Source organism: Zhihengliuella salsuginis (genome assembly GCF_014651715.1).
GTDB lineage: Bacteria > Actinomycetota > Actinomycetes > Actinomycetales > Micrococcaceae > Zhihengliuella > Zhihengliuella salsuginis.
In genome coordinates this window covers 80,590-103,322 of record NZ_BMXK01000002.1, presented here as the reverse complement: position 1 = coordinate 103,322, position 22,733 = coordinate 80,590, and the positions used below count along the sequence as shown (strand labels likewise).

18 protein-coding genes are annotated in these 22,733 nt (G+C 71.1%); 7 read left to right on the top strand and 11 right to left on the bottom strand.

Features of this window, described 5'->3' with window-relative positions:
- Nucleotides 1–6: 6 nt before the first annotated feature.
- Together IE069_RS02530 and dut are read right to left on the bottom strand one after the other, a co-directional pair.
- A complete protein-coding gene (locus IE069_RS02530) occupies nt 7–735 on the bottom strand; it encodes a DUF3710 domain-containing protein (RefSeq protein ID WP_189348550.1) in 729 nt (242 codons plus the stop codon).
- Between the two features lie 85 nt (nt 736–820).
- Nucleotides 821–1,306, bottom strand: a complete 486-nt coding sequence (dut, locus tag IE069_RS02525; protein WP_229790901.1) for a dUTP diphosphatase — start codon at nt 1,304–1,306, stop codon at nt 821–823.
- Nucleotides 1,307–1,392: 86 nt separating this feature from the next.
- Here dut and IE069_RS02520 point away from each other — a divergent pair, with 86 nt between their 5' ends.
- Entirely contained in the window at nt 1,393–1,887 is a 495-nt protein-coding gene (locus IE069_RS02520) for a DUF3093 domain-containing protein (RefSeq protein WP_189348549.1), read from the top strand.
- Between the two features lie 93 nt (nt 1,888–1,980).
- On the opposite strand, the gene IE069_RS02515 is transcribed toward IE069_RS02520, so the two are convergent.
- The gene (locus IE069_RS02515; RefSeq protein WP_189348548.1) at nt 1,981–2,280 is read right to left on the bottom strand and encodes a DUF4193 domain-containing protein; all 300 of its coding nucleotides are present in this window, start codon (nt 2,278–2,280) and stop codon (nt 1,981–1,983) included.
- A 51-nt stretch (nt 2,281–2,331) separates the two neighbouring features.
- Between IE069_RS02515 and IE069_RS02510 the strand changes: the two genes are divergently transcribed.
- On the top strand, nt 2,332–2,514 hold the full coding sequence (locus tag IE069_RS02510) for a hypothetical protein (RefSeq protein WP_189348547.1): 183 nt from the start codon (nt 2,332–2,334) through the stop codon (nt 2,512–2,514).
- Between the two features lie 45 nt (nt 2,515–2,559).
- Entirely contained in the window at nt 2,560–3,735 is a 1,176-nt protein-coding gene (gene sepH / locus IE069_RS02505; RefSeq protein WP_189348546.1) for a septation protein SepH, read from the top strand.
- A 3-nt stretch (nt 3,736–3,738) separates the two neighbouring features.
- Here the strand turns inward: sepH and IE069_RS02500 are convergent, their stop codons facing one another.
- The 3 genes from IE069_RS02500 to IE069_RS02490 form a co-directional block, all read right to left on the bottom strand.
- Nucleotides 3,739–4,884, bottom strand: coding sequence for an alkaline phosphatase family protein (locus IE069_RS02500; protein ID WP_189348545.1), 1,146 nt, complete (start codon nt 4,882–4,884; stop codon nt 3,739–3,741).
- A gap of 7 nt (nt 4,885–4,891) precedes the next feature.
- Nucleotides 4,892–5,512: a DUF5998 family protein gene (locus tag IE069_RS02495; protein ID WP_189348544.1), complete on the bottom strand. Its 621-nt coding sequence runs from the start codon at nt 5,510–5,512 to the stop codon at nt 4,892–4,894.
- A 77-nt stretch (nt 5,513–5,589) separates the two neighbouring features.
- Nucleotides 5,590–8,325 carry a bifunctional acetate--CoA ligase family protein/GNAT family N-acetyltransferase gene (locus tag IE069_RS02490; RefSeq protein ID WP_189348543.1) on the bottom strand — a complete coding sequence of 912 codons (2,736 nt, stop codon included), beginning with the start codon at nt 8,323–8,325 and terminating at the stop codon, nt 5,590–5,592.
- A gap of 85 nt (nt 8,326–8,410) precedes the next feature.
- Between IE069_RS02490 and IE069_RS02485 the strand changes: the two genes are divergently transcribed.
- Nucleotides 8,411–11,089, top strand: coding sequence for a DNA gyrase/topoisomerase IV subunit A (locus IE069_RS02485; protein WP_189348542.1), 2,679 nt, complete (start codon nt 8,411–8,413; stop codon nt 11,087–11,089).
- On the opposite strand, the gene cydC is transcribed toward IE069_RS02485, so the two are convergent.
- From cydC to IE069_RS02470, 3 genes are read right to left on the bottom strand one after another with little or no spacing between them, the layout of a single operon-like run.
- The gene (gene cydC, locus IE069_RS02480; protein WP_189348541.1) at nt 11,086–14,418 is read right to left on the bottom strand and encodes a thiol reductant ABC exporter subunit CydC; all 3,333 of its coding nucleotides are present in this window, start codon (nt 14,416–14,418) and stop codon (nt 11,086–11,088) included. The genes IE069_RS02485 and cydC overlap by 4 nt on opposite strands.
- A complete protein-coding gene (cydB, locus tag IE069_RS02475) occupies nt 14,419–15,441 on the bottom strand; it encodes a cytochrome d ubiquinol oxidase subunit II (protein ID WP_189348540.1) in 1,023 nt (340 codons plus the stop codon). It abuts the gene before it with no gap.
- Nucleotides 15,442–15,466: 25 nt separating this feature from the next.
- On the bottom strand, nt 15,467–17,041 hold the full coding sequence (locus IE069_RS02470) for a cytochrome ubiquinol oxidase subunit I (protein ID WP_189348539.1): 1,575 nt from the start codon (nt 17,039–17,041) through the stop codon (nt 15,467–15,469).
- A 190-nt stretch (nt 17,042–17,231) separates the two neighbouring features.
- Between IE069_RS02470 and IE069_RS02465 the strand changes: the two genes are divergently transcribed.
- Entirely contained in the window at nt 17,232–17,660 is a 429-nt protein-coding gene (locus IE069_RS02465; RefSeq protein ID WP_189348538.1) for a BlaI/MecI/CopY family transcriptional regulator, read from the top strand.
- Nucleotides 17,661–17,683: 23 nt separating this feature from the next.
- On the top strand, nt 17,684–18,616 hold the full coding sequence (locus IE069_RS02460; protein WP_189348537.1) for a M56 family metallopeptidase: 933 nt from the start codon (nt 17,684–17,686) through the stop codon (nt 18,614–18,616).
- A gap of 27 nt (nt 18,617–18,643) precedes the next feature.
- Here IE069_RS02460 and IE069_RS02455 read toward each other — a convergent pair whose 3' ends face one another.
- On the bottom strand, nt 18,644–20,749 hold the full coding sequence (locus tag IE069_RS02455; protein WP_189348536.1) for a DNA gyrase/topoisomerase IV subunit B: 2,106 nt from the start codon (nt 20,747–20,749) through the stop codon (nt 18,644–18,646).
- A 226-nt stretch (nt 20,750–20,975) separates the two neighbouring features.
- On the opposite strand from IE069_RS02455, the gene IE069_RS02450 reads away from it, so the two are divergent.
- Nucleotides 20,976–21,203, top strand: a complete 228-nt coding sequence (locus IE069_RS02450; RefSeq protein ID WP_189348535.1) for a DUF7455 domain-containing protein — start codon at nt 20,976–20,978, stop codon at nt 21,201–21,203.
- Nucleotides 21,204–21,388: 185 nt separating this feature from the next.
- On the opposite strand, the gene IE069_RS02445 is transcribed toward IE069_RS02450, so the two are convergent.
- Nucleotides 21,389–22,672 (bottom strand): RNA polymerase sigma factor, encoded by a 1,284-nt coding sequence (locus IE069_RS02445; RefSeq protein ID WP_189348534.1) that lies wholly within the window; start codon nt 22,670–22,672, stop codon nt 21,389–21,391.
- Between the last annotated feature and the right edge of the window lie 61 nt (nt 22,673–22,733).

Here is a 22,733-nt window from a genome sequence, read left to right as displayed (position 1 = left end):
GCGGGATCAGCCGATCTCGGTGATCTCGGGGCCGCGCTCCGGCGCCCGGAGCCCCGGCTCTGCCCCGCCGGCCTGCTGCTTCGGGTCCTCGTCGGAGCGCGGCACGGCGCCCTCGGGGACCTTCAGCGGCAGCAGCTCCGACGGCGGCATCGGCGAGTCGCCGCGGACGACGATGGCCCGGGCCATGCGCTCCTCGAGCGCTTCGGCCTTGGAGCGGTCGAGAGCCGCCGGGCCGCCGACGACGCCGCGCAGGAACCAGCGCGGGCCGTCGAACCCCAGGAAGCGGGCGACCATGAACCCGTCCGTGCCGTCGGGACGCTTGGCCGGGACGCGGGCCACCAGCTCTTCGCCGAAACGGCCGCTGACCTTGTCGGTCTTGCCGCCCTGCTTGTCGATGCTCGCGCCGATCTGCTCCTGGATGCGCGGCCACAGCGTCTCCGACTTGGGTGCGGCGAAGACCTGGAGCTGCAGACGGGAACCGTCCAGCTCGAGCGCGACGGCGATGACGCGCTTGGTCTTGTCCTCCACTTCGAGCCGCATCTGCATGCCCTCGACCGGTTCGACCAGCAGCGAACCGAGGTCCAGGTAGCCCTCGCGGTCCGGGTGCTCGTCGCCGTCGAAGGGACCGACGGCCTGCTGCGCCTCGGCGGCCTGCGCCGTCTCGGTCGTCTGCGCCTCGTGAGTCGTCTGTTCTTCGGCCTCGTCGGCCGCGCGCTGCTTGCGCTTGAAAATCATGCTGCTCCTCGTGCCGGTCTCCCGGCCATCTTATGTCGCCAACCTGACCGTCGGCCGTGCCGGCGGCGCCTCCGCGGAGGCGCGCTCAGCTGGCGCCCGCGGCGGCGGCGGGTTGGAATCCGCCCGTCGACCCGAAGCCGCCCGCGCCGCGCGCCGAGTCCGGCAGCTCCTCGACGGCCACGAACCGGGCCGTCTCGACTCTCTGGATCACCAGCTGGGCGATGCGGTCGCCCCGCTTGAGCTCGATGGGCGTGCTCGCGTCCGTGTTCAGCAGGGTCACGGCGATTTCGCCGCGGTAGCCGGCGTCCACGGTGCCGGGCGCGTTCACGACCGTCAGGCCGTGCTTGGTCGCCAGGCCCGACCGCGGATGGATCAGTGCCACGAACCCGAAGGGCAGGGCGAGGGAGACCCCCGTCGGAACCAGAGCCCGCTCCCCCGGTGCGAGCACGACGTCGGCGCGCGCGCGCAGATCAGCGCCGGCGTCGCCCGGGTGGGCGTACGACGGCGGCTCGATACCCGCGTCGAGCATCTTCAGTTCTACTTCAAGGGTGGTGTCGTGTTCGGCAGCCATGCGCCGCTCTACTCCTGCCGTCGGCTGGTTCGGGACGCACATCACTCTAGTCACTTTCGCCGCGCGCGTGAACCTAGACTGGTTTCATGCCTGAATCGATTGACGCGCACAGCACCGAACCGGCCGGCGCCCCCGGCCCGCCCTACAGCGAGTACCTCTGGCCCGCGTGGTGGATCTGGGTCGTGATCCTTGGGACCGGCGGCGCCGGCTACGTCATGTTCGCGCCGATCAGCGTGGGCACGGGGGTCATCGCGGGCGCGATCGTGGCCGCCGTGCTGGCGGTCATCACCGTCAACCACACGCTCACCGGCGGCAAGGTCGAGGTGACCGACGAGTGGGTGCGGGTCGGGCGCGCCCGGATCGAGCGCAGATTCGTCGGCGAGGTCGCCGCCTTCCGGGGCGAGGAGGCCCACGCGGCCCGCGGACCGAACCTCAACGGGACGGCGTTCATGTGCTTCCGCGGGTGGATCGACCCGGTCGTGACCATCGAGATCACCGACCCGGCCGACTCGACGCCCTACTGGATCACCAGCACCCGCCGCCCCGAGGAGCTCGTCGCCGCGCTCGAGGCCGCCCGCTAGACACGCGCGACCCGGCGGTCGGACGACGACGGCGGCGCACCCCGCGTGGGGTGCGCCGCCGTCGTCGTGTCGTACGGGGCGTGACGGGTGGATCTACCCCTCGCAGTCCTTGCAGTAGAACAGGCCGCCCTTTTCCTTGGCTACCTGCGAGCGGTGACGCACGAGGAAGCAGGAGGCGCAGGTGAACTCGTCGGACTGGGCGGGGAGAACCCGCACCAGGAGCTCTTCGCCGGAGAGGTCGGCGCCGGGGAGCTCGTAGCTGTCCGCGGTCTCCGCCTCGTCCTCGTCGACGACGGAAGACTGCTTATCGGAACGCCGGCCCTTCAGCTCCTCGATAGAATCCTCGTTGACCTCGTCGTCGTTCTTGCGCGGCGCGTCGTAGTCGGTCGCCATATTCTTTCAATCACGCTCCGGTGTTAGCTGCTGAACTTTTTCTGCTCGCAGGTGACCCTGGAGCAGCTGACACTGTGGCTTTATCTGCCCGTGACGCACAGATTGTTCACCATCAAGGCTGAAAAAGCCAATCTTTTTCGTCGTTCGTACCACAACCCGGGGCAGGGGGCGTTTTATTCCTCTCCCGACACCCGCGCCACACCACCCAAAATCACCGGAAAACGCCCGCCGTAGTGGCAGAGTCTGAGGGAGTAATCAACGGTGTGTGGAGGACTTGGAATGCAGCAACTCCGGCTTGTGGGTGTCCACGAGGATGGCGAGCACCTGTTAGTGGCGTCTGACGAGGGAGCAACCTACCAGTTGCCCCTCGACGAGGCCTTGCGTGCCGCCGCCACCCGACCGACCGGCCGCACGGCTGCGGGGCAGGCGGCGGACTCCGAACCGCGCCCGCTCTCGCCGCGCGAGATCCAGGCGCGGGTCCGCTCCGGTGCCTCGGCAGAGGACCTCGCGGACGAGACCGGCCTGCCTCTGGACGGGATCATGCGCTACGCCGGCGCCGTTTACGCCGAGCGCGAATTCGTCGCCCAGCAGGCCCGCAGCATCGAGGTGTCCGGCCCGCAGGGGCACGACGCCTACCGCTCGGCCTTCGGCGACGAGCCGGCCACCCTGGGCGACATGGTCAACGTCCGGCTGGCGAGCTTCGGCGTCCAGCCCGACGCCGTCGAGTGGGACGCTGCCCGTCGCTCCGACGGCGCCTGGGACGTCACGGCCCGGTTCGACTCCCCCGAGGGCTCCGGGCGCGCCGCGATCGGCGAGGAACCGCCGGCCCGCTGGGTCTTCCACCCGGCCCGCAAGCTCCTCCAGAACACCAACCGCTGGTCGCAGGTCCTCTCCGAGCTGGAGCCGCTGGACTCCCCGTTGACCGCGCGCCGGCTGACGGCCGTCAAGGACCGCCCGTTCGACGTCGAGGCAGACGAGGAGCCGGAGGCCCCGTCGGCGGAGTCGGCCGTCTCCCCCGGGGACGAGACCGACGAGTCCCGCGCCCAGGAGGAATTCCTCGACATCCTGCGCTCCCGCCGCGGCCAGCGCCTCGGCGAGGACGAGGACGGCGACGACACGCTCGCCACCATGCTCACCCAGGGAGTGCCGGCCGCGCACCCGCGCGATGAGGACTTCGCCGACGCCGACGAGGCCCGCCGCCTCGGCTTCGCCGACGACGAGGCGGACGAGGAAGTGCCCCGCCTGCACGACGGCGTGAGCACCGAGACCTCGGAGGTCACCGTCGTCCCCAACCTGCGCGCCCTGCGCTTCGCCGACCACGCCCCCGCAGACGAGACGGCGGCCGGCGACGAGGACCCCGACGGCCACGACGACCCGGGCCCCAAGCGCCAGAAGCCGAAGCGCTCCTCGGTGCCGAGCTGGGACGAGATCGTCTTCGGCAAGAAGTCGGACTAGGGCCTAGGTCCGCGCGAGCGTCAGCAACGGCACCTCGCGCTCGGCACGCGTGAGCGACCCGTGCTGGCCCACCATGTCGAAGGCGTGCGGGGCGACCCGGCGCCCGTCGTACAGCGCCAGCTCGTGCTCGCGCGCCAGCACCAGGACGTCGCCGATACGGCCGAGGACCCCGTCGCGGACGTCCGCCCCGAAGTACCCGGCCTGCAGCGCCTCGTCGCGGGTCAGAGCCCAGACCTTGGCGCCGAAGTGCGCCCGCCACGCGGCGGCCACCTGCTCCGCCCGACCCGGATCCGCCAGGTGCAGCTGCACCGCGCGCGGCTCTCCCGCGGTCAGCTCGACGCCGTCGAGCAGGTCGGCGTGCTGCGAGTAGTCGACCCGCTGCGATGCCGGGACGTCGACCATGCCGTGATCGGCCGTAAGCAGGACCAGGGTCGACGCCGGCAGCCGCCTGGTGAGCGTGCGCAGGGCGAAGTCCAGCTCCTCGAGCTGCTCGCCCCACTTGAGGGAGGCGGCGCCGTGGCGGTGACCGGTCTTGTCGAGCTCGTTGAAATAGAGGTACACGAGCGACCTCTCGTGTTTCGCCAGCGCCTCTGAGGCCGCGCGCACGCGCGCCTGCACCGACCGGGCGCCCACGAATTCGCCTCCGCGCAGCGCGGCCCGGGTCAGCTGGGAGGACGCGAACTCGGGCAGACTCACCGTGGTGACGCCGACCTCCTCGGCGGCGCGCTCCAGAACGGTCGGCCGGGGCTGCCACGCGGCGGCGTCGAGCCAGCCGGGCCAGTTGCCGAGCTGGTTCACCACGCTCCGCGTGCCCGGGTCGACGACGTCGTAGCCGACGAGCCCGTGGACCGCCGGGGACTCCCCGGTGCCGAAGCTGGCGAGGGAAGCGGCCGTCGTCGTGGGGAAGGCGACGTCCAGCGTCCGGTTGGTCGGCAGCGCTGCGCGCAGGAAGGGGGCGTGCCCGCCACGGGACTTCAGCAGGGACAGTCCCAGTCCGTCGACCATCACGACGCAGACGCGGCGGGCGGGAGGCAGGCCCAGGGTGTTCTCGAAGCCCCCGACGCCGAGCACGGCCGCGGCGCTCGGGAGGACGTGGCGCAGGTGCGGTCCGTCGTAGCGGGGAACCGCGGGCAGGTCGTTCGACGCCATCCGGCGCCTACGCCCGGCGCCCGAGGGCGGCGGCCGTGTTGATCTTGCGCAGGGTCCGGGCGAAGCGGCGGGCGTCCTCTACCGCCGTCGGCCCGTCCGCCTCCGCGCTGATCCGCAGCACGAGGTCCTCGCGGGCGACCGTGCCGGTGTAGCCGTGGTCGGCGTCGCACTGCGGGTCGGAGCAGCCGGCCGGCATCAGGTCGAGTCGCTGGCCGCCGGACCACGCGATGGCCAGAGTCATCTCGCGGACCGGATCGCCGGACTTGTACTCCTGCGGCTGGTGGTAGACCGAGCTGAGCAGCACGGACCCGATGCGTGCGACCGGCACGGTCTCGGTCGAGGCCTGGGCGACGACGTGGTCGCCCTGCTCGTCGAGCTGCTGGTCGTCGACGTGCACGATCACGAGCACGTCGCTGGTCAGCACCAGCGCGGTGACGTGGCGGTGGACCTCGTCGTGGTCGAAGTGGGTCTCGAGGTGGATGAAGTGGTCCACCGGGACATCGGAGTCGAGGGCATCCACGACGACGTCCTCGACGAGCTGGGGGTAGAAGGCGGCTCGGCTCAGGCTTTGGCGCAGAGCAGGGAGCGCGTCGTGTGAATCCGAGGGGTTCTGGGGTCGCGAGAACATAGTCTCCAGTCTATCGACGCCAGGCAATTCCGCAGTCCCGTCCTGTGGACACGGGGGCAGATGACGCGGCGCCCGGGTCAGAACTTCGACATGGACCGCCGTGCGCTGTCCGTGCGCTCGGCCGGGTTGCCGATGCGCACATCGGCCGCGAGGATCGTCACGCCCTCCGACGCGACGAGGACCGGATTGAACTCCAGCAGGGCGATCTCCGGATGCTGGTCCTTGAGGGTCGCGACCCGGTTCAGCACGTCCTCGAGCGCGGCGACATCGACGGCCGGCAGCCCCTGGTAGCCGAAGAGCTTCTCCGCTGCCCGCGGGCTGCGCACGAATTCCGCCAGGTCGGTGCTGCTCAGCGGAGGGATCACGTGGGCCCAGTCGTCCAGGAGGTTCACCGCGTCGCCGGCCAGGCCGTAGGAGACGAGCGGGCCCAGCAGCGGATCCTCGAGGGCCCTGACCACGCACCCCTGCCCCGAGGGCGCCATGGCCTGGAGCTCGAGGCCGACGGCGCCGAAGGGCTCGAGGATGCTGCGCATGTGCCGGATGTTGCCGCGCAGGCTCTCCTCGTCGTACACGTTCAGGCGGACGCCGCCGAGATCGAGCCGATGGCGCAGGTGCTCGTCGGTCGTCTTCAGCGCGACCGGGTATCCGATCCGACCGGCCGCGGCGACCGCCTCGTCTTCGGTCTCGAAGGCGGCGGATTCCAGGACGGAGATCCCGTAGCAGCCCAGCAGCTCGGCGGCCTGCGCGTGGTCCAGGCGCAGCAGCTCGGTGTCGCTGACCCGGCCCAGATGCCCCGCGACCAGCTCCTCCGCGCGGTCGACGTCGGCGTCGGGGACCCCGACCGGCTCGCCGAAATCGCGCTCGCGCCATCGCACGTAGGAGACGATCTGGCCCAGCGCCGCCGCCGCCTGGCCCGGGCTGGCGAAGTACGGCAGTGCCGGCTGCAAACCCGAGAGCGCCCGGTTCGAGGAGTCCGCGACGACCGGCCCCTCTCCCTCCTCGAGGACGCCCTCGGCCGGGAACGCCGGGTCGAGCAGGCCGGAGAAGGCGACGACGACCGGTTTGCCCGCGGCCCGGCCGGCGTCGTAGATGGCGCGGGCCAGGGTGGCCACTGCGATGCCGCGCACGGGCAGCAGGACCACCAGACCGGCGTCGACCTCTTCCGGCTCGAGGGCCGCCGCGAGCGCCCGGTTCAGGCGCGGCAGGGCGCGCGACTGGCCGTCGTCGAGCTCGAGGCCGCCGTTGGTGCGCGCCGGTTCCAGGCCCTGCTGGACGACGGCGTCCGCGACGACGTCCGCCAGCGCCGGCGAGTTCGTCACGATGGACACCCGGCCCCCGGCGGGCAGCGGCTGGCTCGCGACGATCTGGGCGATGTCCATGAGCTGCTCGTTGGTCTGCACGCGGATGACGCCGGACTGGCGCAGCATCTCGTCGACGGCGCCGAGCGGGGCCTGCGTGGTGCGCACGGCGTGTCCCGGGGGCAGGCGCACGCCCATGTAGTCGCTCTTGGCGACGATGACCGGCTTGGAGCGCGCGAGCCGGCGGGCGATGCGCGAGAACTTGCGCGGGTTGCCGAAACTCTCCAGGTAGAGCCCGACGGCGGAGGTCGCGTCGTCGTCCTCCCAGAACTGCATGGCGTCGTTGCCGGAGACGTCGGCGCGGTTGCCGGCCGAGACGACGCTGGAGACGCCGACGCCGCGGCGGCTGGCCGTGGTGAAGAGGATGATTCCCATCGCGGCCGACTGGCTGAAGAGCCCGAGCGTCCCGGCCTTGGGCATGGCCGGCGCGACCGAGGCGTTGAGGCGCACGTCGGAGGCCGTGTTGACGAGTCCGAGGGAGGCCGGCCCGACGAGGCGCATGCCGTTGCTGCGCGCGAGCCGGACGAGTTCGCGCTGCTGCTCGGCGGCCCCCTCGCCGGCGCCGTCGAACCCGGAGGTCACGACGACGACGCCCCGGACGTCCTTCGCGGCGCAGTCGGCGATGACGGCGTCGAGATCTGGGCGCGGCACCGCGATGACGGCCAGGTCGACGTCTCCGGGCACCTCGGCGATGCTCGCGTGGGAGACCATCCCGGCGATCTCCAGCGCGTCGGGGTTGATCCCGTAGACGGGTCCGCTGAACCCGCCCTCGATGAGGTTCTCGAGCAGGGAGTAGCCGACCGAGCCCCATTCGCGGCTGGCGCCGACGACGGCGACCGAGCGCGGGGCCAGCAGTCCGCCGAGGCTCCGCGCCTCGGCGCGGTGCTCGCGGGCCTCCATGACGGCCCGGGACCTGTCGGTGGGGTCGATGGGGAACTCCAGGGCGACGACGCCGTCGTCGAACCGCCGCTTGACCTCGTAGCCGGCCTCGGCGAACACTGTCAGCATCTTGCGGTTCTCGGGGAGCACCTCGGCGCTGAAGCGCTCGATCCCGTTCTCCCGGGCCGCAGCCGCCAGGTGTTCGAGCAGGATCGAGCCGACGCCTTTGCCTTGGGTGTTGTCCGCGATGTTGAACGCCACCTCCGCCTCCGCGGGATCGTCGAGGCGGTCGTAGCGGCCGACGCCGATGATGGCGCCCCCGCGGACGGTGACGAACGCGACGCGGTCCCGGTGGTCGACCCCGGTGAACCGCGCGAGCTCCTTCGACGTCAGCTTCGACTTGTAGGTGAAGAACCGCAGGTAGATCGACGCCTCGGACTGCGAGGTGTGCATCCGCTGCAGCTCGCCGGCGTCGGAGGGGGCGATCGGGCGCAGATGTGCCGTGGAACCGTCCCGGAGGACGACATCTGCTTCCCAGTGGGCCGGATATTCACCGTTTTCGCCTCGGTCCGCCATAGGCTTAGCCTACGGCCTGCGCGTGGTCATTGCCCGGATACAACGCAGCACGTCACTCAGATTCACGGAGGGAACCCAGACACCTATGGCGCGTCGGCAGAGTTCGATACTGGACGAGGACTTCACGGAGAGCATCGTGGACGTCGATGTCACCAGTGAAATGGAGGACTCGTTCCTCGAGTACGCCTACTCGGTGATCTACTCGCGCGCCCTCCCGGATGCCCGCGACGGTCTGAAGCCCGTCCAGCGGCGCATCCTCTACATGATGACGCAGATGGGCCTGCGCCCGGAGAAGGGGCACGTCAAGAGCGCCCGCGTGGTCGGCGAGGTCATGGGCAAGCTGCACCCGCACGGCGACGGCGCGATCTACGACGCCATGGTCCGCCTCTCCCAGACCTTCGCGATGCGCCTGCCGCTGGTGGACGGCCACGGGAACTTCGGCTCCCTCGACGACGGCCCCGCCGCCGCGCGCTACACCGAGGCCCGCATGGACGCGGCCTCGGTCGCGATGACGGACAACCTGGACGAGGACGTCGTCGACTTCGTCCCCAACTACGACAACCAGCTGCAGCAGCCCGACGTCCTGCCCTCGGCGTTCCCCAACCTGCTGGTCAACGGCACGACCGGCATCGCCGTCGGCATGGCCACGAACATGGCCCCGCACAACCTGGGCGAGGTCGTGGAGGCGGCGCGCCACCTGGTCGCGCACCCGGACGCCACGCTCGAGGACATGATGAAGATCGTCCCGGGCCCGGACCTGCCCGGCGGTGGCATCATCGTCGGCCTCGACGGCGTCAAGGACGCGTACGCGAAGGGGCGCGGATCCTTCAAGACGCGGGCCAAGGTCTCGCTCGAGCAGATCTCGGCCCGCAAGAAGGGCCTGGTCGTCACCGAGCTGCCGTACATGGTGGGCCCCGAGAAGATCATCGAGAAGATCAAGGACGCGGTCACGGCGAAGAAGCTGACCGGCGTCTCGGACGTCGTCGACCTCACCGACCGCAAGAACGGCATGCGGCTCGTGATCGAGCTGAAGAACGGCTTCAATCCGAACGCCGTGCTGGCCCAGCTGTACAAGTTCACGCCGATGGAGGACTCGTTCGGCATCAACAACGTGGCGCTCGTCGACGGCCAGCCGCGGACCATGGGCCTGCTGGAGCTGCTGCAGGTCTACGTGGGGCACCGGCTCGACGTCGTGCGCCGGCGGACCGCGTACCGCCTCGGCAAGCGGCGCGACCGGTTGCACCTGGTCGACGGCCTGCTCGTGGCGATCCTCGACATCGACGAGGTCATCCAGATCATCCGCACCTCCGACGAGACGGCGGCGGCCCGCGAGCGGCTGATGAAGATCTACGACCTGACCGAGGTCCAGGCGAACCACATCCTCGAGCTCCGCCTGCGCCAGCTGACCAAGTACTCGCAGGTCGAGCTCGAGGCCGAGCGCGACAAGCTCCGGCAGGAGATCGCCGAGCTCGAGTCGATCCTCGCCTCCGATCAGCGGCTGCGCGACGTGGTCTCCTCCGAGCTGGCCGACGTCGCCGAGAAATTCGCGACCCCGCGGCGCACCGTGCTGCTGAAGAAGGACGACGGCAAGCCGCTGAAGGGCTCGGCGCTGCCCAGCGAGCCGGCCGCCGCCCCGGGGGCCAAGGCCGGCCTGCCGCTGGAGATCTCCAACGACCCCTGCTACGTGCTGCTCTCCGCGTCGGGGCAGCTGGCGCGCACGGCCGACCGGTCCCAGCTCAACGAGTCGGGGCAGCGCGTCAAGCACGACGCCGTCCGCTCCGTGCTCCCGGCGACGGCCCGGGGCGAGGTCGGGGCGCTGACCTCGACGGGGCGCCTGATCCGCCTGCAGGTGGTGGACATGCCCGTGCTCGCCCCCACGCCCGGCTTCCCTCCGCTGGCCCAGGGCGTGCCGGCCAAGGAGTTCGCGACCCTGCAGAAGGGCGAATCCGTCGTCGCGATCGTCCCGATGAACGAGGCGTTCGCCCTCGGAACCCGCAAGGGCGTCGTCAAGCGGGTCACGCCCGAGTACCCGTTGAACCGCGACGAGTTCGAGGCCATCACGCTCAAGGACGGCGACGAGGTCATCGGCGCCGGGGCCACGCGCGAAGACGACGCCCTCGTGTTCGTCACCCGACAGGCCCGCCTGCTCCGCTTCGCCGCGTCCATGGTCCGTCCGCAGGGCCGCCTGGCCGGCGGAATGGCCGGCATCAAACTCGCCGCCGACGACCAGGCCCTGTTCTTCGGGGTCGCCGCCGACGACGCGGACGCCGTCGTCGTCACGATCGCCTCGGGCTCCGGCGCGCTGCCCGGCACCGAGGCCGGGACCGTCAAGGTGACGCCGCTCTCCGAGTATCCGGCCAAGGGCCGCGCGACCGCCGGTGTGCGCGCCCACCGCTTCCTCAAGGGCGAGGACGCCCTGACGCTGGCGTTCGCGGGCCGCGGCCCGGCGAAGGCGAGCTCGGCGGCGGGCATCTCGCGCGCCCTGCCCACCGAGCACGGCCGCCGCGACGGTTCCGGCGTGCCGCTGGCTCAGCGGATCGACCTGCTCGCCGGTTCGGTCGGCGGGCTCGACCCCGAGGCCGGCGCCGCCGACGGGCCGGCACCGCAGGCGGATGCCGCTCCTGCGGCGGACCGCGCGCCGTCCCGGACGGCGGAGCCCACGCTGGACTCGCTGCTGGACGACGAGCCGCGCCGCGCCCCGCTGGCGGCCCCCGAGCAGGACTCGATCCCGTTCGGCGACCCGGGGGTCGTCGAAACCGACTAGACGCCGGCGCCGACCGCTCCGAGGCGCACGTGCTCGTCGCCGGGGCGTGCCAGCCGGGCGTCGTGCGTGACCAGGACGACCGCCTGCCCGGCGAGCGCGCCGCGGAGGTCGGCGATCAGCGCCAGCGCCTCGTCCTCGCCGAGATGGGCGGTCGGCTCGTCCAGGAGGACGACGTCGGCCCGCGCCACGAGCGCCCGCGCGACGGCCAGGCGCTGGCGCTGCCCGCCGGAGAGCGAGTGGCCGCCGGAGCCGATCCTGGTCTCGAGGCCGTCCGCGCGGCCGGCCAGCCACGACCCGAGCCCCACCCGCTCGAGGGCTCCGCGCAGTTCGGATTCCGTCGCCGGGTCCGCCCGCGGGTCGCGGCCGAGCCCCAGATTGGCGCGGACGCTGGAGTCGAACAGGTGCGCCTCCTGCGGGCACCACGCGATCCGTCCGTGGTCGGCGGCCGCCGCGGGCAGCCAGGCGCCCCCGCGCCGGACCTCGAGCCGGCCCGCGCCCGGTTCCAGAGCGCCCAGCAGGACGGCCAGGAGCGTCGATTTGCCGCTGCCCGACGGGCCGGAGACGACCGTCCACTCCCCGCGGCCCGCCTCGGCGCCGACCCCGGACAGGACGGGTTCGCCGCCCGGGGACCACCGGGCCTCGACGCCGACCGCGCGCAGCCCGTCGATCGGTGCCGCGCCGGTACCGGAGCCGCCGTCCGGGGCGCCCGCCGTTTCCTGCGCCGGCAGGACGGCCGCCAGCTGCCGCACGCCCTCGTCGAGCGCCCGCGCGTTCTGGGCGGCGGTGGCCGTCGTCGCCATCGGCTCGGACAGGGCCAGCATCAGCAGCGCGCTCATGGCGGCCGCCTCGCCGCCGTGGCCGGCGGCCGCGATGAGCGCGCCCACGGCACCGGCCGAGGCGATGCCTGCCGCGGCGGCCGCCCCGACGGCCTCCGCGCGGCCGGTGGCGGTCAACCGCGCGGAGGCGGCGGCGTCGTACCGGGTGAAGGCGCTCAGCGCTGCGGCGGCTGCGCCGTTGGCGCGCAGCTGGCCGGCCGCCCGCACCAGGACGGGCACCCGGCGGGCGAGCCACGCCCGGTGCTCGGTCACGTCGGCGCGGGCCGCGGCGTCGACCCGGACGATCGCCGCCGGCAGGACCACCCAGCCGAGGACCGTCACGGCCACGGCGACCCACAGGGCGCCCGGCGCCCAGAGACCGATCGCGGTGCAGACCCCCGCCGCGGTCAGCAGGCCGGTCACGGGCGGGAAGACCACGCGCGGCAGCGCATCGCGCACCTCGTCGATGCGGGTGACCAGGTACTCGAGCGATCCCCCGCCGCGGGTGATCCTGCCCCACCACTGCGGGGCGGCGACGAGGCCGTCCCAGGCGCGCTGCCGGACGGCGGCCGCCCACGCCAGGAGGGCGTCGTGGACGATCAGCTGTTCGACGTAGCGGGTCACGGAGCGGCCGATCCCGAAGAAGCGGACGCCGACGATCGCGACCATCAGGTGCAGCATGGGCGGCTGGTGGCTGGCCGAGACGATGAGCCAGCCGGAGACGCCCGTCAGCGCTGCGGCGAAGAGGGCCGAGACGGTCCCGACCGTGATCCCGAGAGCCGCGCGTCCGCGCGGCAGACTGCCCAGTACCGCCCGCCAGGCGCCGGAACCCGGCGCCTGGGCGGCGGGCGCCTCCGCCTCGTCCGGTTTCGCGGGCACGGCCGGTGCCGCAGGCACCGCCTCGTGGGCCGCCGCGGGTTCCTGCTGCCGCAGCCGGGCGGCCAGCCGGCGGTCGTGCGTGGCGATCAGAGCCGCGCGGGGGCCGGCCATCTGCACGACGGCGTCGCGTGCGCGTTCGGCGTTCTCGGCGTCGAGGTGCGCGGTGGGCTCGTCGGCAAGGAGCACGTCGACCGGGGCGCCGTAGCGGATCCGGGCCATGGCGCGGGCGAGGGCGGTCCGGCGCAGCTCCCCCGGGCTCAGCGCCGCCGGGTCGAGTCCCCCGGCCCCGCGCAGGCCGACGGCGTCGAGGACGGCGTCCGTCTGGGCGCGGGTCAGCCGGACGCCGGCGTACAGGCCGAGTTCGTCCGCGACGGTGGCCTCCGTGGTCGAGGGGTGCTGCGGGACCCAGACCATCCGCGCCGCGTCGAGCGCGATCTCCCCGCGGACGGCGGTCGCCGGCAGGGTCCCGGCGACCGCCGCCAGGAGACTGGTCTTCCCGCTGCCGCTCGGCCCGTCCAGGACCTCGACCTGCCCGGGGGCGAGCGCCAGGTCGACCGGCCCGACGACGCGCTCGGCGGCGTACTCGACGGCGACCCCACGCAGTTCGAGCCCGCCGGGGCGCCCGGGCGCCCCGGACCGCTCGCGCGTGCCCCCGGGGTGCCCGGTGCCGCCGACGCGCTCGCGCGTCCGGCGCAGGGCTTCGACGCCGTCCTCGGAGGCGTGGAATGCGGCGCCGACCTCCCGCAGGGGCAGGTAGCACTCCGGGGCCAGGATCAGCGCCACGAGGCCGGCGGTGAGCCCCATGTCGCCGTGCACGAGCCTGATGCCGACGAACACCGCGACGACGGCGACGGAGATGGTCGCGATGAGCTCGAGCGCCAGCGAGGACATGAAGGCGGTCCTCAGCGTCTGCATCGTCGAAACGCGGTAGCGCTCGGACACCTCGCCCAGGGCCCTCCGCTGGGCCCCGGCGCGACGCAGGCCGATCAGTGCCGGGAGCCCCTGGGCCAGCTCCAGCAGGTGCGCGGAGAGGCGCTCGATCGCCGCCGCTGCGTCCGCGATCCGGTCCTGCGTGTGCAGCCCGATGAGGATCATGAAGAGCGGAACCAGCGGCACCGTCAACGCGACGATCAGCGCCGAGACCCAGTCCGCGGCGAGGATGCGCAGCCCGACGACGGCGGGGACCACCGCGGCCGTCATGAGGGCCGGGACGTAGGTCGTGAAGTAGGCGTCGAGGCCGTCCAGCCCGCGGGTGGCCAGCGCCGAGACGGTGCCGACGTCGTCCTGCCCGTCCTGACCGCCGGGGCGCGGGGTTCCGCCGAGGAGCCGGTGCCGCAGCAGCCGGGACCGCAGCTCCTCCTTCGCTCCGCGCCCCGCACGCTGGGCGAGCAGACGCGTACCACCGGCCGCGCCGGCGCGCACGACCGCTCCGCCGATCCCCCAGAGCGACAGGCGGGCCAGGTCGACAGGGTCGCCTGCGGCGGCCTGCCCGATCCCGACGGCGAGCGCGTCGGCGACGAGGATCAGGCCGGCGGCCTTGGCGAGAGCGAGGCCGGCGAGCAGGGCCAGACGGCGGCGTGTCCCGGGCAGGGACGCCTCGAGGAGCGGGGCCAGTGGCGACGTCGTGCGTGCCATTCAGACGATCCTCGTCACGGCGTGCGCGTCCGGGATGTGGTCCTCGGTCATCCTGCGGCGGAAGACCCAGTACGTCCACGCCTGGTAGCCCAGCACGAGAGGCAGTCCGAAAGCGGCGACGATGCTCATCACCTGCAGCGTGTACGCCGAGGACGACGCGTTCGCCACCGTGAGGTCGAACGCCGGGTCGATCGTCGACGGCAGGACCACCGGGTAGGCGGCCGTGAAGAGCGCGGCCACCGACGCGAGCAGGAAGACCCCGAGCGAGAGGAACGCCCGCCCCTCCGCCCGGCGCGCGGCGAAGGCCCACGCCGCTGCTGCTGCCGCGGCGGCCACTGCCAAGGCGGCGACGGCACCGGTGCGCGGGCTGCCCGCGACGACCACGGCCACCCAGGCGACGAGCGGGGCCAGCAGCACCGGGAACCAGCGCGCCAGCAGACGCGCAGAGCGCACCCGCACGTCGCCGTCCGTCTTGAGGGCGAGGAACGCCAGCGCCTGGGCCAGGCAGAACCCGACGACGGCCAGGCCGCCGAGCACGGCGGGCCAGGTCAGCCACGCGAACGGGCCGCCGACCCGGTCGCCGTTGGCGTTGAGCGGGAGCCCCGTCGTCGTCACGGCCAGCAGGACGCCGACGCCGAAGGCGATCACGAGGCTGCCGCCGGAGAGGGCGATCGTCCAGAGCCGCCGCGCGGCCGCGGTCTCCGCTTTGCCCCGGTACTCGAACGCGACGGCGCGGAAGATCAAGGCGAGCAGCACCACCACGAGCGGCACGTACATCGCAGCGAAGAGCGACGCGTACCAGTGCGGGAACGCTGCGAAGGTCGCACCGGCGGCCGTGATCAACCAGACCTCGTTGCCGTCCCAGACGGGGCCGACGGTGTTGATGAGCAGCCGGCGCTGCTTCTCGCGGCGCGCGAACGGGCCGAGCAGCATGCCGACGCCCAGATCGAAGCCCTCGAGGAAGAGGTAGCCGGCCCAGAGGACGGCGATGATGACGAACCACAGCGTGGGGAGGAAATCCATGACGAGTCCTTTGCGTCGCGAGTCTCTAGTAGGCGAAGGCCAGAACGTCGTCGTCCTCGCCGGGGCCGTCGTCGGTATCGTTCAGTTCCGGCATCGCCGAGCCGACCCCGCCGCCGACGTACCGGAAGAGCAGCACCACCTCGACGACGAGGAGCACGGCGTACACGCTCGTCAGCGCGATGAGCGAGAAGAGCATCTCCCCCGCGCCCACACCCGGCGAGACGGCCGCCGCGGTGAACATGAAGACCTGGTCGACGCCGTCGAACGTCGGGTTGGGCGCCACGACGAACGGCTGGCGCCCCATCTCCGTGAAGATCCAGCCGGCGCTGTTCGCCGCGAATGGGGCCAGGATCCCGAAGACGGCCAGACGCGAGAGCCACCTGACGCGCGGCACCGTGCCTTTGCGCACGATCCACAGCGCGACCGCGGCGGCGAAGGCCGCCAGACCGCCGAAGGTGATCATCGCCCGGAAGCCCCAGTAGGTGACCTCCATCAGCGGCAGGTAGTTGATCTCCTGCCCGGCGCGCTCGCCGTACATCGGGTCGTCGGGCAGGTGGGTGCCGTACTTCTCCTGGTACTCCGGCAGCAGCGTGTTCACGCCTTTGACCTCGGTGGTGAAGTCCTCGTTGGCGAGGAAGGAGAGCAGGCCCGGGATCTCGTAGACGCCGACGATGTCGTCGCAGGTGGTCGCGCCGTCGCTGGACAGGTCGCCGATGGAGAGGACCGAGAAGCCGGTGCCGTCGTGGCAGGCGGCCTCCGCGGCGGCCATCTTCATGGGCTGCTGCTCGAACATCAACTGGGCCTGCGCATGCCCGCTGAAGGCGACGCCGATGAAGGAGACGAGCGCGACGACCGCGCCCAGGCGCAACGACGTGATCCAGACCAGGTAGTCGGTCCTGTCCCGGTTGCGTCCCCGGTCCGTGTCCTCTCCGACGACGACGCGGCCCGCTTCGTCGACGGTGTCGATGCCGGCGGCGCGTCGCTTGTAGAGGTGGAACCACGCGATGCCGAGCAGGAACGCCCCGGCGACGGCGAACGCGCCGAAGATCGTGTGGGGGAAGGTCACCAGCGCCGTGTTGTTCGTGAAGACCGCCCAGGCGTCCGTCATGACCGCCCGGCCGTCGATGATCTCGGTGCCGACCGGGTGCTGCATCCACGAGTTGGCGACCAGGATGAAGTAGGCGGAGACGACCGTGGCCAGCGAGGCGCACCAGATGCAGGCCAGGTGGACGGCCTTGGGCAGCCGCTGCCAGCCGAAGATCCACAAGCCGAGGAACGTGGACTCGACGAAGAACGCCAGCAGGGCCTCCATCGCCAGCGGGGCGCCGAACACGTCCCCGACGAAGCGGCTGTACTCGCTCCAGGCCATGCCGAACTGGAACTCCTGGACGATGCCGGTGGCGACGCCCATGATGAAGTTGATCAGGAAGAGCTTGCCCCAGAACTTGGTCATGCGCAGGTACTGCTCGCGGCCTGTCACGTGCCAGGCGGTCTGCAGGGACGCGACGAGGACTCCGAGTCCGATCGTCAGCGGGACCATGAGGAAGTGGTAGACGGTGGTGATGCCGAACTGCCAGCGGGCGATGTCGAGCGGGTCCAAGAGTGCCTCCCGGGATGGGTGCGTGCCGAACCGCGAGGGTCTCGCCGATCCGACTTCTACGAGCCGTAGAATAACTTCTACACGACGTAGAATACCTCCCGTTCTACTCCGCGTAGAAATCTGCGGCGATTCGCGGTAAATTTGAGGTGCACACCCTTTTGGAACTTCACGTGGAAAGCAGGACCAAGCAGTGGCCTCACTAGGCGACCTCGAGCGCTCCGTCATGGACCTTCTGTGGGACAGCACTGAAGCCCAGACGGCCAACAGCCTCCGTGATGCGCTGGCCCACGCAGGCGCAGAGGACGGCAAAGAGCTCGCCGTGACCACCGTTCTGACCGTGCTGGCGCGTCTCGAGAAGAAGGACCTCGTCGCCCGCGAGCGAGATACCCGCCCCCACCAGTACCGTGCCGTGATGAGCCGCGAGGAGCACACGGTCGAGCTCATGAACGAGGCCCTCGGCAACGTCATGGACCGGGAAGCGGTGCTCGCCAGGTTCATCGGCGGGATCTCCGGCGGCGAGGCCGCCGCGTTGCGCCGCCTCCTCGAAGGCCCCGCCGCCGAAGCGGCCCGGCCCCTGGACTCCGGAACGCCGCACACCACCTCGGGCCAGTCGGCCTAGCCTGACCACGGGCCCGGCCCAGCGTGCTGCTGACCTCGTATCTGCTGGCGGGTCTCGCCATCGCCCTGGCGTGGCCCGTCCCCGTCTGGCTGTCGCGCGCACGGTTCACCAGCCGCTCCCCGTTCACCACGCTGATCTTCTGGCAGGCCATCGCACTGGCCGGCGGCCTCTCGATGATCGGGGCCATGCTGATCTGGGGGCTCGCGCCCCTGGGCGACAACCTGCTCTCCGGCCTCGGCGCACTGTGGGGGGTCGTCTCGGGGCGGCTGTCCGCCGACCACCTCGGGCCGGTGCACCTCTTCGCCTTGAGCGCCGCGGTCCTGCTCGGACTCCACCTGGTCTTCACGCTGCTGCTGACCTGGGTTCGCGTGCACCGGCACCGGTCCCGCCACCGGAAGCTGCTGGCCCTGTTGTCGAACCCGGCGCCTTCCGACTCCCGGACCGTCGTGGTCCAGCACGACGCCCCCGTGGCATACTGCCTGCCCGGGCTCACGAGCTCGGTCACCGTGGTCTCCCGGGGCCTGATGGAGGCGCTCGACCCGGAGGGCCTCAAGGCCGTGCTCGCCCACGAGCGGGCCCACCTGGACCAGCGCCACGATCTCCTGGTCCTGGCCTTCGAGTCGTGGCATCAGGCCCTGCCGTGGCTTCCCACATCCAAGCTGGCCCGCGGTGCCGTCCACGAGCTGATCGAGATGCTCGCCGACGACGCGGCCCTCCGCCAGGTCGATTCGGCCGTGCTCCTGCGAGCCCTGATCACGGCGGCGACCGGCGAGGCGCCTCCCCCGGGAGCCTCGTCGGGTCTTCCGGAGGGCGACCTTTCGGCTCAGCGCCTCAAGCGCCTGATCACCCCGTCGCCGCGCCTGTCGAGGTCCGCCAGGCTGGCGCTCGTCGCTGCCGCCGTCCTGCTCGTCGTCGCCCCGACCGTCCTCCTCGTCGCCCCCGCACTGCCGCTCTGATTCCGCCCCGAAGGGATCCGGGCGGCGTCAGACGTCGATCTGCTCGCGGTCCAGACGTTCCGATCCGGTGATGATGAACTCCTTGCGCGGGGCCACATCGCTGCCCATCAGCAGCTCGAAGACCCGTTCCGCCTGCTCGGCGTGGTCGATGTTGACGCGGCGCAGCGTGCGGTGGCGCGGATCCATCGTCGTCTCGGCCAGCTGCTCGGCGTCCATCTCGCCGAGGCCCTTGTACCGCTGGATCGGCTCCTTGTACTTCCGGCCTGCGGCCTCGAGCCCGTCGAGCACGCGGTAGAGCTCGGACTCGGAGTAGGTGTAGACCATCTCGTTGCTCTTCGAACCCGGGTTGACAACCTCCACCCGGTGCAGCGGGGGAACCGCGGCAAAGACACGTCCGGCCTCGATCATGGGTCGCATGTAGCGGAAGAAGAGGGTGAGCAGCAGGGTGCGGATGTGGGCGCCGTCGACATCGGCGTCGGTCATCAGGATGACTTTGCCGTAGCGCGCCGCCGACAGGTCGAAGCTGCGGCTGGAGCCGGCGCCGATGACCTGGATGAGGGCCGCGCACTCCGTATTGGAGAGCATGTCGCCCACGGAGGCCTTCTGCACGTTCAGGATCTTGCCGCGGATCGGCAGCAGCGCCTGGAAGTCCGAGCTGCGGGCCAGCTTCGCCGTGCCGAGCGCGCTGTCTCCCTCGACGATGAAGAGCTCGGACTGCTCGACGTCGTTGCTGCGGCAGTCGGCCAGCTTCGTCGGCAGCGAAGAACCCTCGAGGGCCGACTTCCGGCGCTGGGTCTCCTTGTGCACGCGCGCGGAGATGCGCGACTTCATCTCGTTGACGACCTTCTCGAGCAGCTGGGTCGACTGCTGCTTGTCGTTGCGCGCGCGGGAGTTCAGCTTCTCCTGCAGCGACTTCTCGACGACCTTGGAGACGATCTGGCGCACCGCCGACGTGCCGAGGACCTCCTTGGTCTGGCCCTCGAACTGCGGCTCGGCCAGGCGGACCGTCAGGACCGCCGTGAGCCCCGCCGTCACGTCGTCCTTCTCGATCTTGTCGTTGCCCGCCTTCAGCCGGCGCGCGTTGGCCTCGATGTGCTTGCGGAACGTCTTCAGCAGAGCCTGGTCGAACCCGGTCTGGTGGGTGCCGCCCTTGGGGGTGGCGATGATGTTGACGAAACTCCGGTTCGTCGTGTCGTAGCCGACGCCCCAGCGCAGCGCGATGTCGACTTCGCAGGCGCGCTCGACGTCGGTGATCTGGCTGTGCCCGCTGTCGTCGAGGACCGGCACGGACTCCGTGAAGGTGCCGGTTCCGTGCAGACGCCAGATATCCGTCACGGCAGCGTCGGGCGCCAGGTACTCGACGAACTCTGAGATGCCGCCGTCGTGGTGGAAGACCTCGCTGACAGGGCCGTCGGCACCGGGCGTCCCGGCGAGGCGGCGCTCATCGCGCAGCTCGATCCGCAGCCCCGGCACGAGGAAGGCGGTCTGGCGGGCGCGGCTCTGCAGCTCCTCGTAGGAGAACTTGGCGTCGCGCGTGAAGATCTGGTGGTCGGACCAGTAGCGGATGCGCGTGCCGGTGACTCCGCGCTTGGCCTTGCCGACGACGTCGAGCTGTGATCCTTCGACGAAGGGGGCGAAATCCGCAGACGGCTTCGGCTTGCCGCTGTCCGCGAACCGGCCCGGTTCGCCGCGGCGGAACTGCATCCGGTACGTCTTCCCACCGCGGTCGACCTCGACGTCCAGTCGGGAGGACAGCGCGTTGACGACGCTGGCGCCCACTCCGTGGAGGCCGCCGGACGCCGTGTAGGAACCGCCGCCGAACTTGCCGCCGGCGTGGAGTTTCGTGAAGACGACCTCGACGCCGCTCAGCCCGGTTCGCGGCTCGACGTCGACCGGGATGCCGCGGCCGTCGTCCCAGATCTCCACGGAGTCGTCCGGATGCAGGATGATCTGGATGTTCTGGCCGTGGCCGGCCAGGGCCTCGTCGACAGAGTTGTCGATGACCTCCCAGAGGCAGTGCATGAGTCCGCGCGAGTCGGTGGATCCGATGTACATACCGGGGCGCTTGCGTACGGCCTCCAGACCCTCCAAGACGGAAAGGTGTCGTGCGCTGTACTCGGAACTAGGTGCCACGCGGCTGCAACTCCTCGGGATCTGCGTCGATACGCGGTCGGCGATGGTCCCCTCAACCCTACTCCGCGCAGTCGTGCGGACCCGGGTGGCTCGCCGCAGGCGGCCCGTGCGGGCCCGTATTCCCGGCGATGTGCGGCTACGCGGTGAGCGAAAGACCGCCCCAATAGCGATGATTCGGGCCGCGGAACTGGTTGTATTGGATACTACCGATATTGAGGAGGTCGTCATGAATGCAACTTCAGTGGCAACACGTGGTCTCACCGCGTTGGATCGTTGCGATCGCTGCGGGGCCCAAGCTTACGTACGCGCGGTTTTGGCGACCTCGGGCGGAGAGCTGCTCTTCTGTGCACACCACGCGCGCGAGGTGGAGTCCAAGCTCCGTCCGCAGACGACGGAGTGGCAGGACGAGTCCAGCAAGCTCCACGAGAAGCCGGTGTTCGAGGACGCGGACTAAGACGCGTCCGGCCTCCGGAGCAGCTAGAACCCAGTCCTTCGGGGCCGGTCCTTCGGGGCCGGCCCCGAAGTGCGTTTCGGCCAGTGGGCTCCACCCGCTTGCTGGCACCCGGCCGGAAACGACCAGTGGCCCGGCCCCGGAGAGGGGCCGGGCCACCGGACTCGTGCCGAGACCGTCCGGGTTCTCTAGTCCAGGTAGTCGCGCAGGACCTGCGAGCGGGACGGGTGGCGCAGCTTGGACATCGTCTTGGACTCTATCTGTCGAATTCGCTCCCGCGTCACACCGTAGACCTTGCCGATTTCGTCTAAAGTCTTCGGCTGTCCGTCGGTGAGGCCGAAGCGCATGGCGACGACGCCGGCTTCCCGTTCGGAGAGTGTGTCCAGCACGGAGTGCAGCTGTTCCTGCAGCAGCGTGAAGCTGACCGCGTCGGCGGGCACGACGGCCTCGGAGTCCTCGATCAGATCGCCGAATTCCGAGTCCCCGTCTTCGCCCAGCGGCGTGTGGAGGGAAATCGGCTCCCGGCCGTACTTCTGGACCTCGACGACCTTCTCCGGCGTCATGTCGAGCTCCTTGGCGAGCTCCTCCGGGGTGGGCTCGCGGCCCAGATCCTGCAGCATCTGACGCTGGACGCGGGCGAGCTTGTTGATGACCTCGACCATGTGGACCGGGATGCGGATGGTGCGCGCCTGGTCGGCCATGGCACGCGTGATCGCCTGGCGAATCCACCAGGTGGCATACGTGGAGAACTTGAAGCCCTTGGTGTAGTCGAACTTCTCGACGGCGCGGATCAGACCGAGGTTGCCCTCCTGGATGAGGTCCAGGAACAGCATGCCGCGCCCGGTGTAGCGCTTGGCCAGCGACACGACGAGGCGAAGGTTGGCTTCCAAGAGGTGGTTCTTGGCGATCTTGCCGTCGTGGACCACCTGCTCCAGGTCCCAGCGCAGGCGCTTGTCCATCTTCTCGCCACCCTGGGCGAGCTTGTGCGACGCGAACAGGCCGCCTTCGATGCGCAGCGCGAGGTCGACCTCCTGCTCCGCGTTCAGCAGGGCGACCTTGCCGATCTGCTTGAGGTAGTCCTTCACGGGGTCGGCCGTGGCGCCGGCGACGAGCACCTGCTGCTGCGGCGCGTCGTCTTCATCCGTGGTCAGGACGAATCCGCGGCTCTCCTCCTCAGGCTTGCCGTCCTTGCCCTTGGCGTCGGCGGCCGGCTTCTGCCCGTCCGCCTCCGCGTCGCCCTCCGCCTGGGGAGCTGGCTCCTCGATCGGAGCGGCCGCAGGCTTCTTCGCCCTGGTCGCCCGCTTCGGCGCGGTGCCCGAGGTCTCCGCAGAGGCCTTCTTGCGCGCCCGGGTGCGGGCCGCCTTCTGCTGCGGCGTCAGCTCCTCTTCCTGAGGTGCGTCCGACTCGACGGCTGGCGCCGACTGCTGATCCCGCGAACGGGCGTCCTGAGAACTGGTCTCGGTTGCTGGCACGAATTACCTTCCTCACGTGTGATCCGTGGAGTCTCCCGGTGGGTAACGCCACTATGACCCT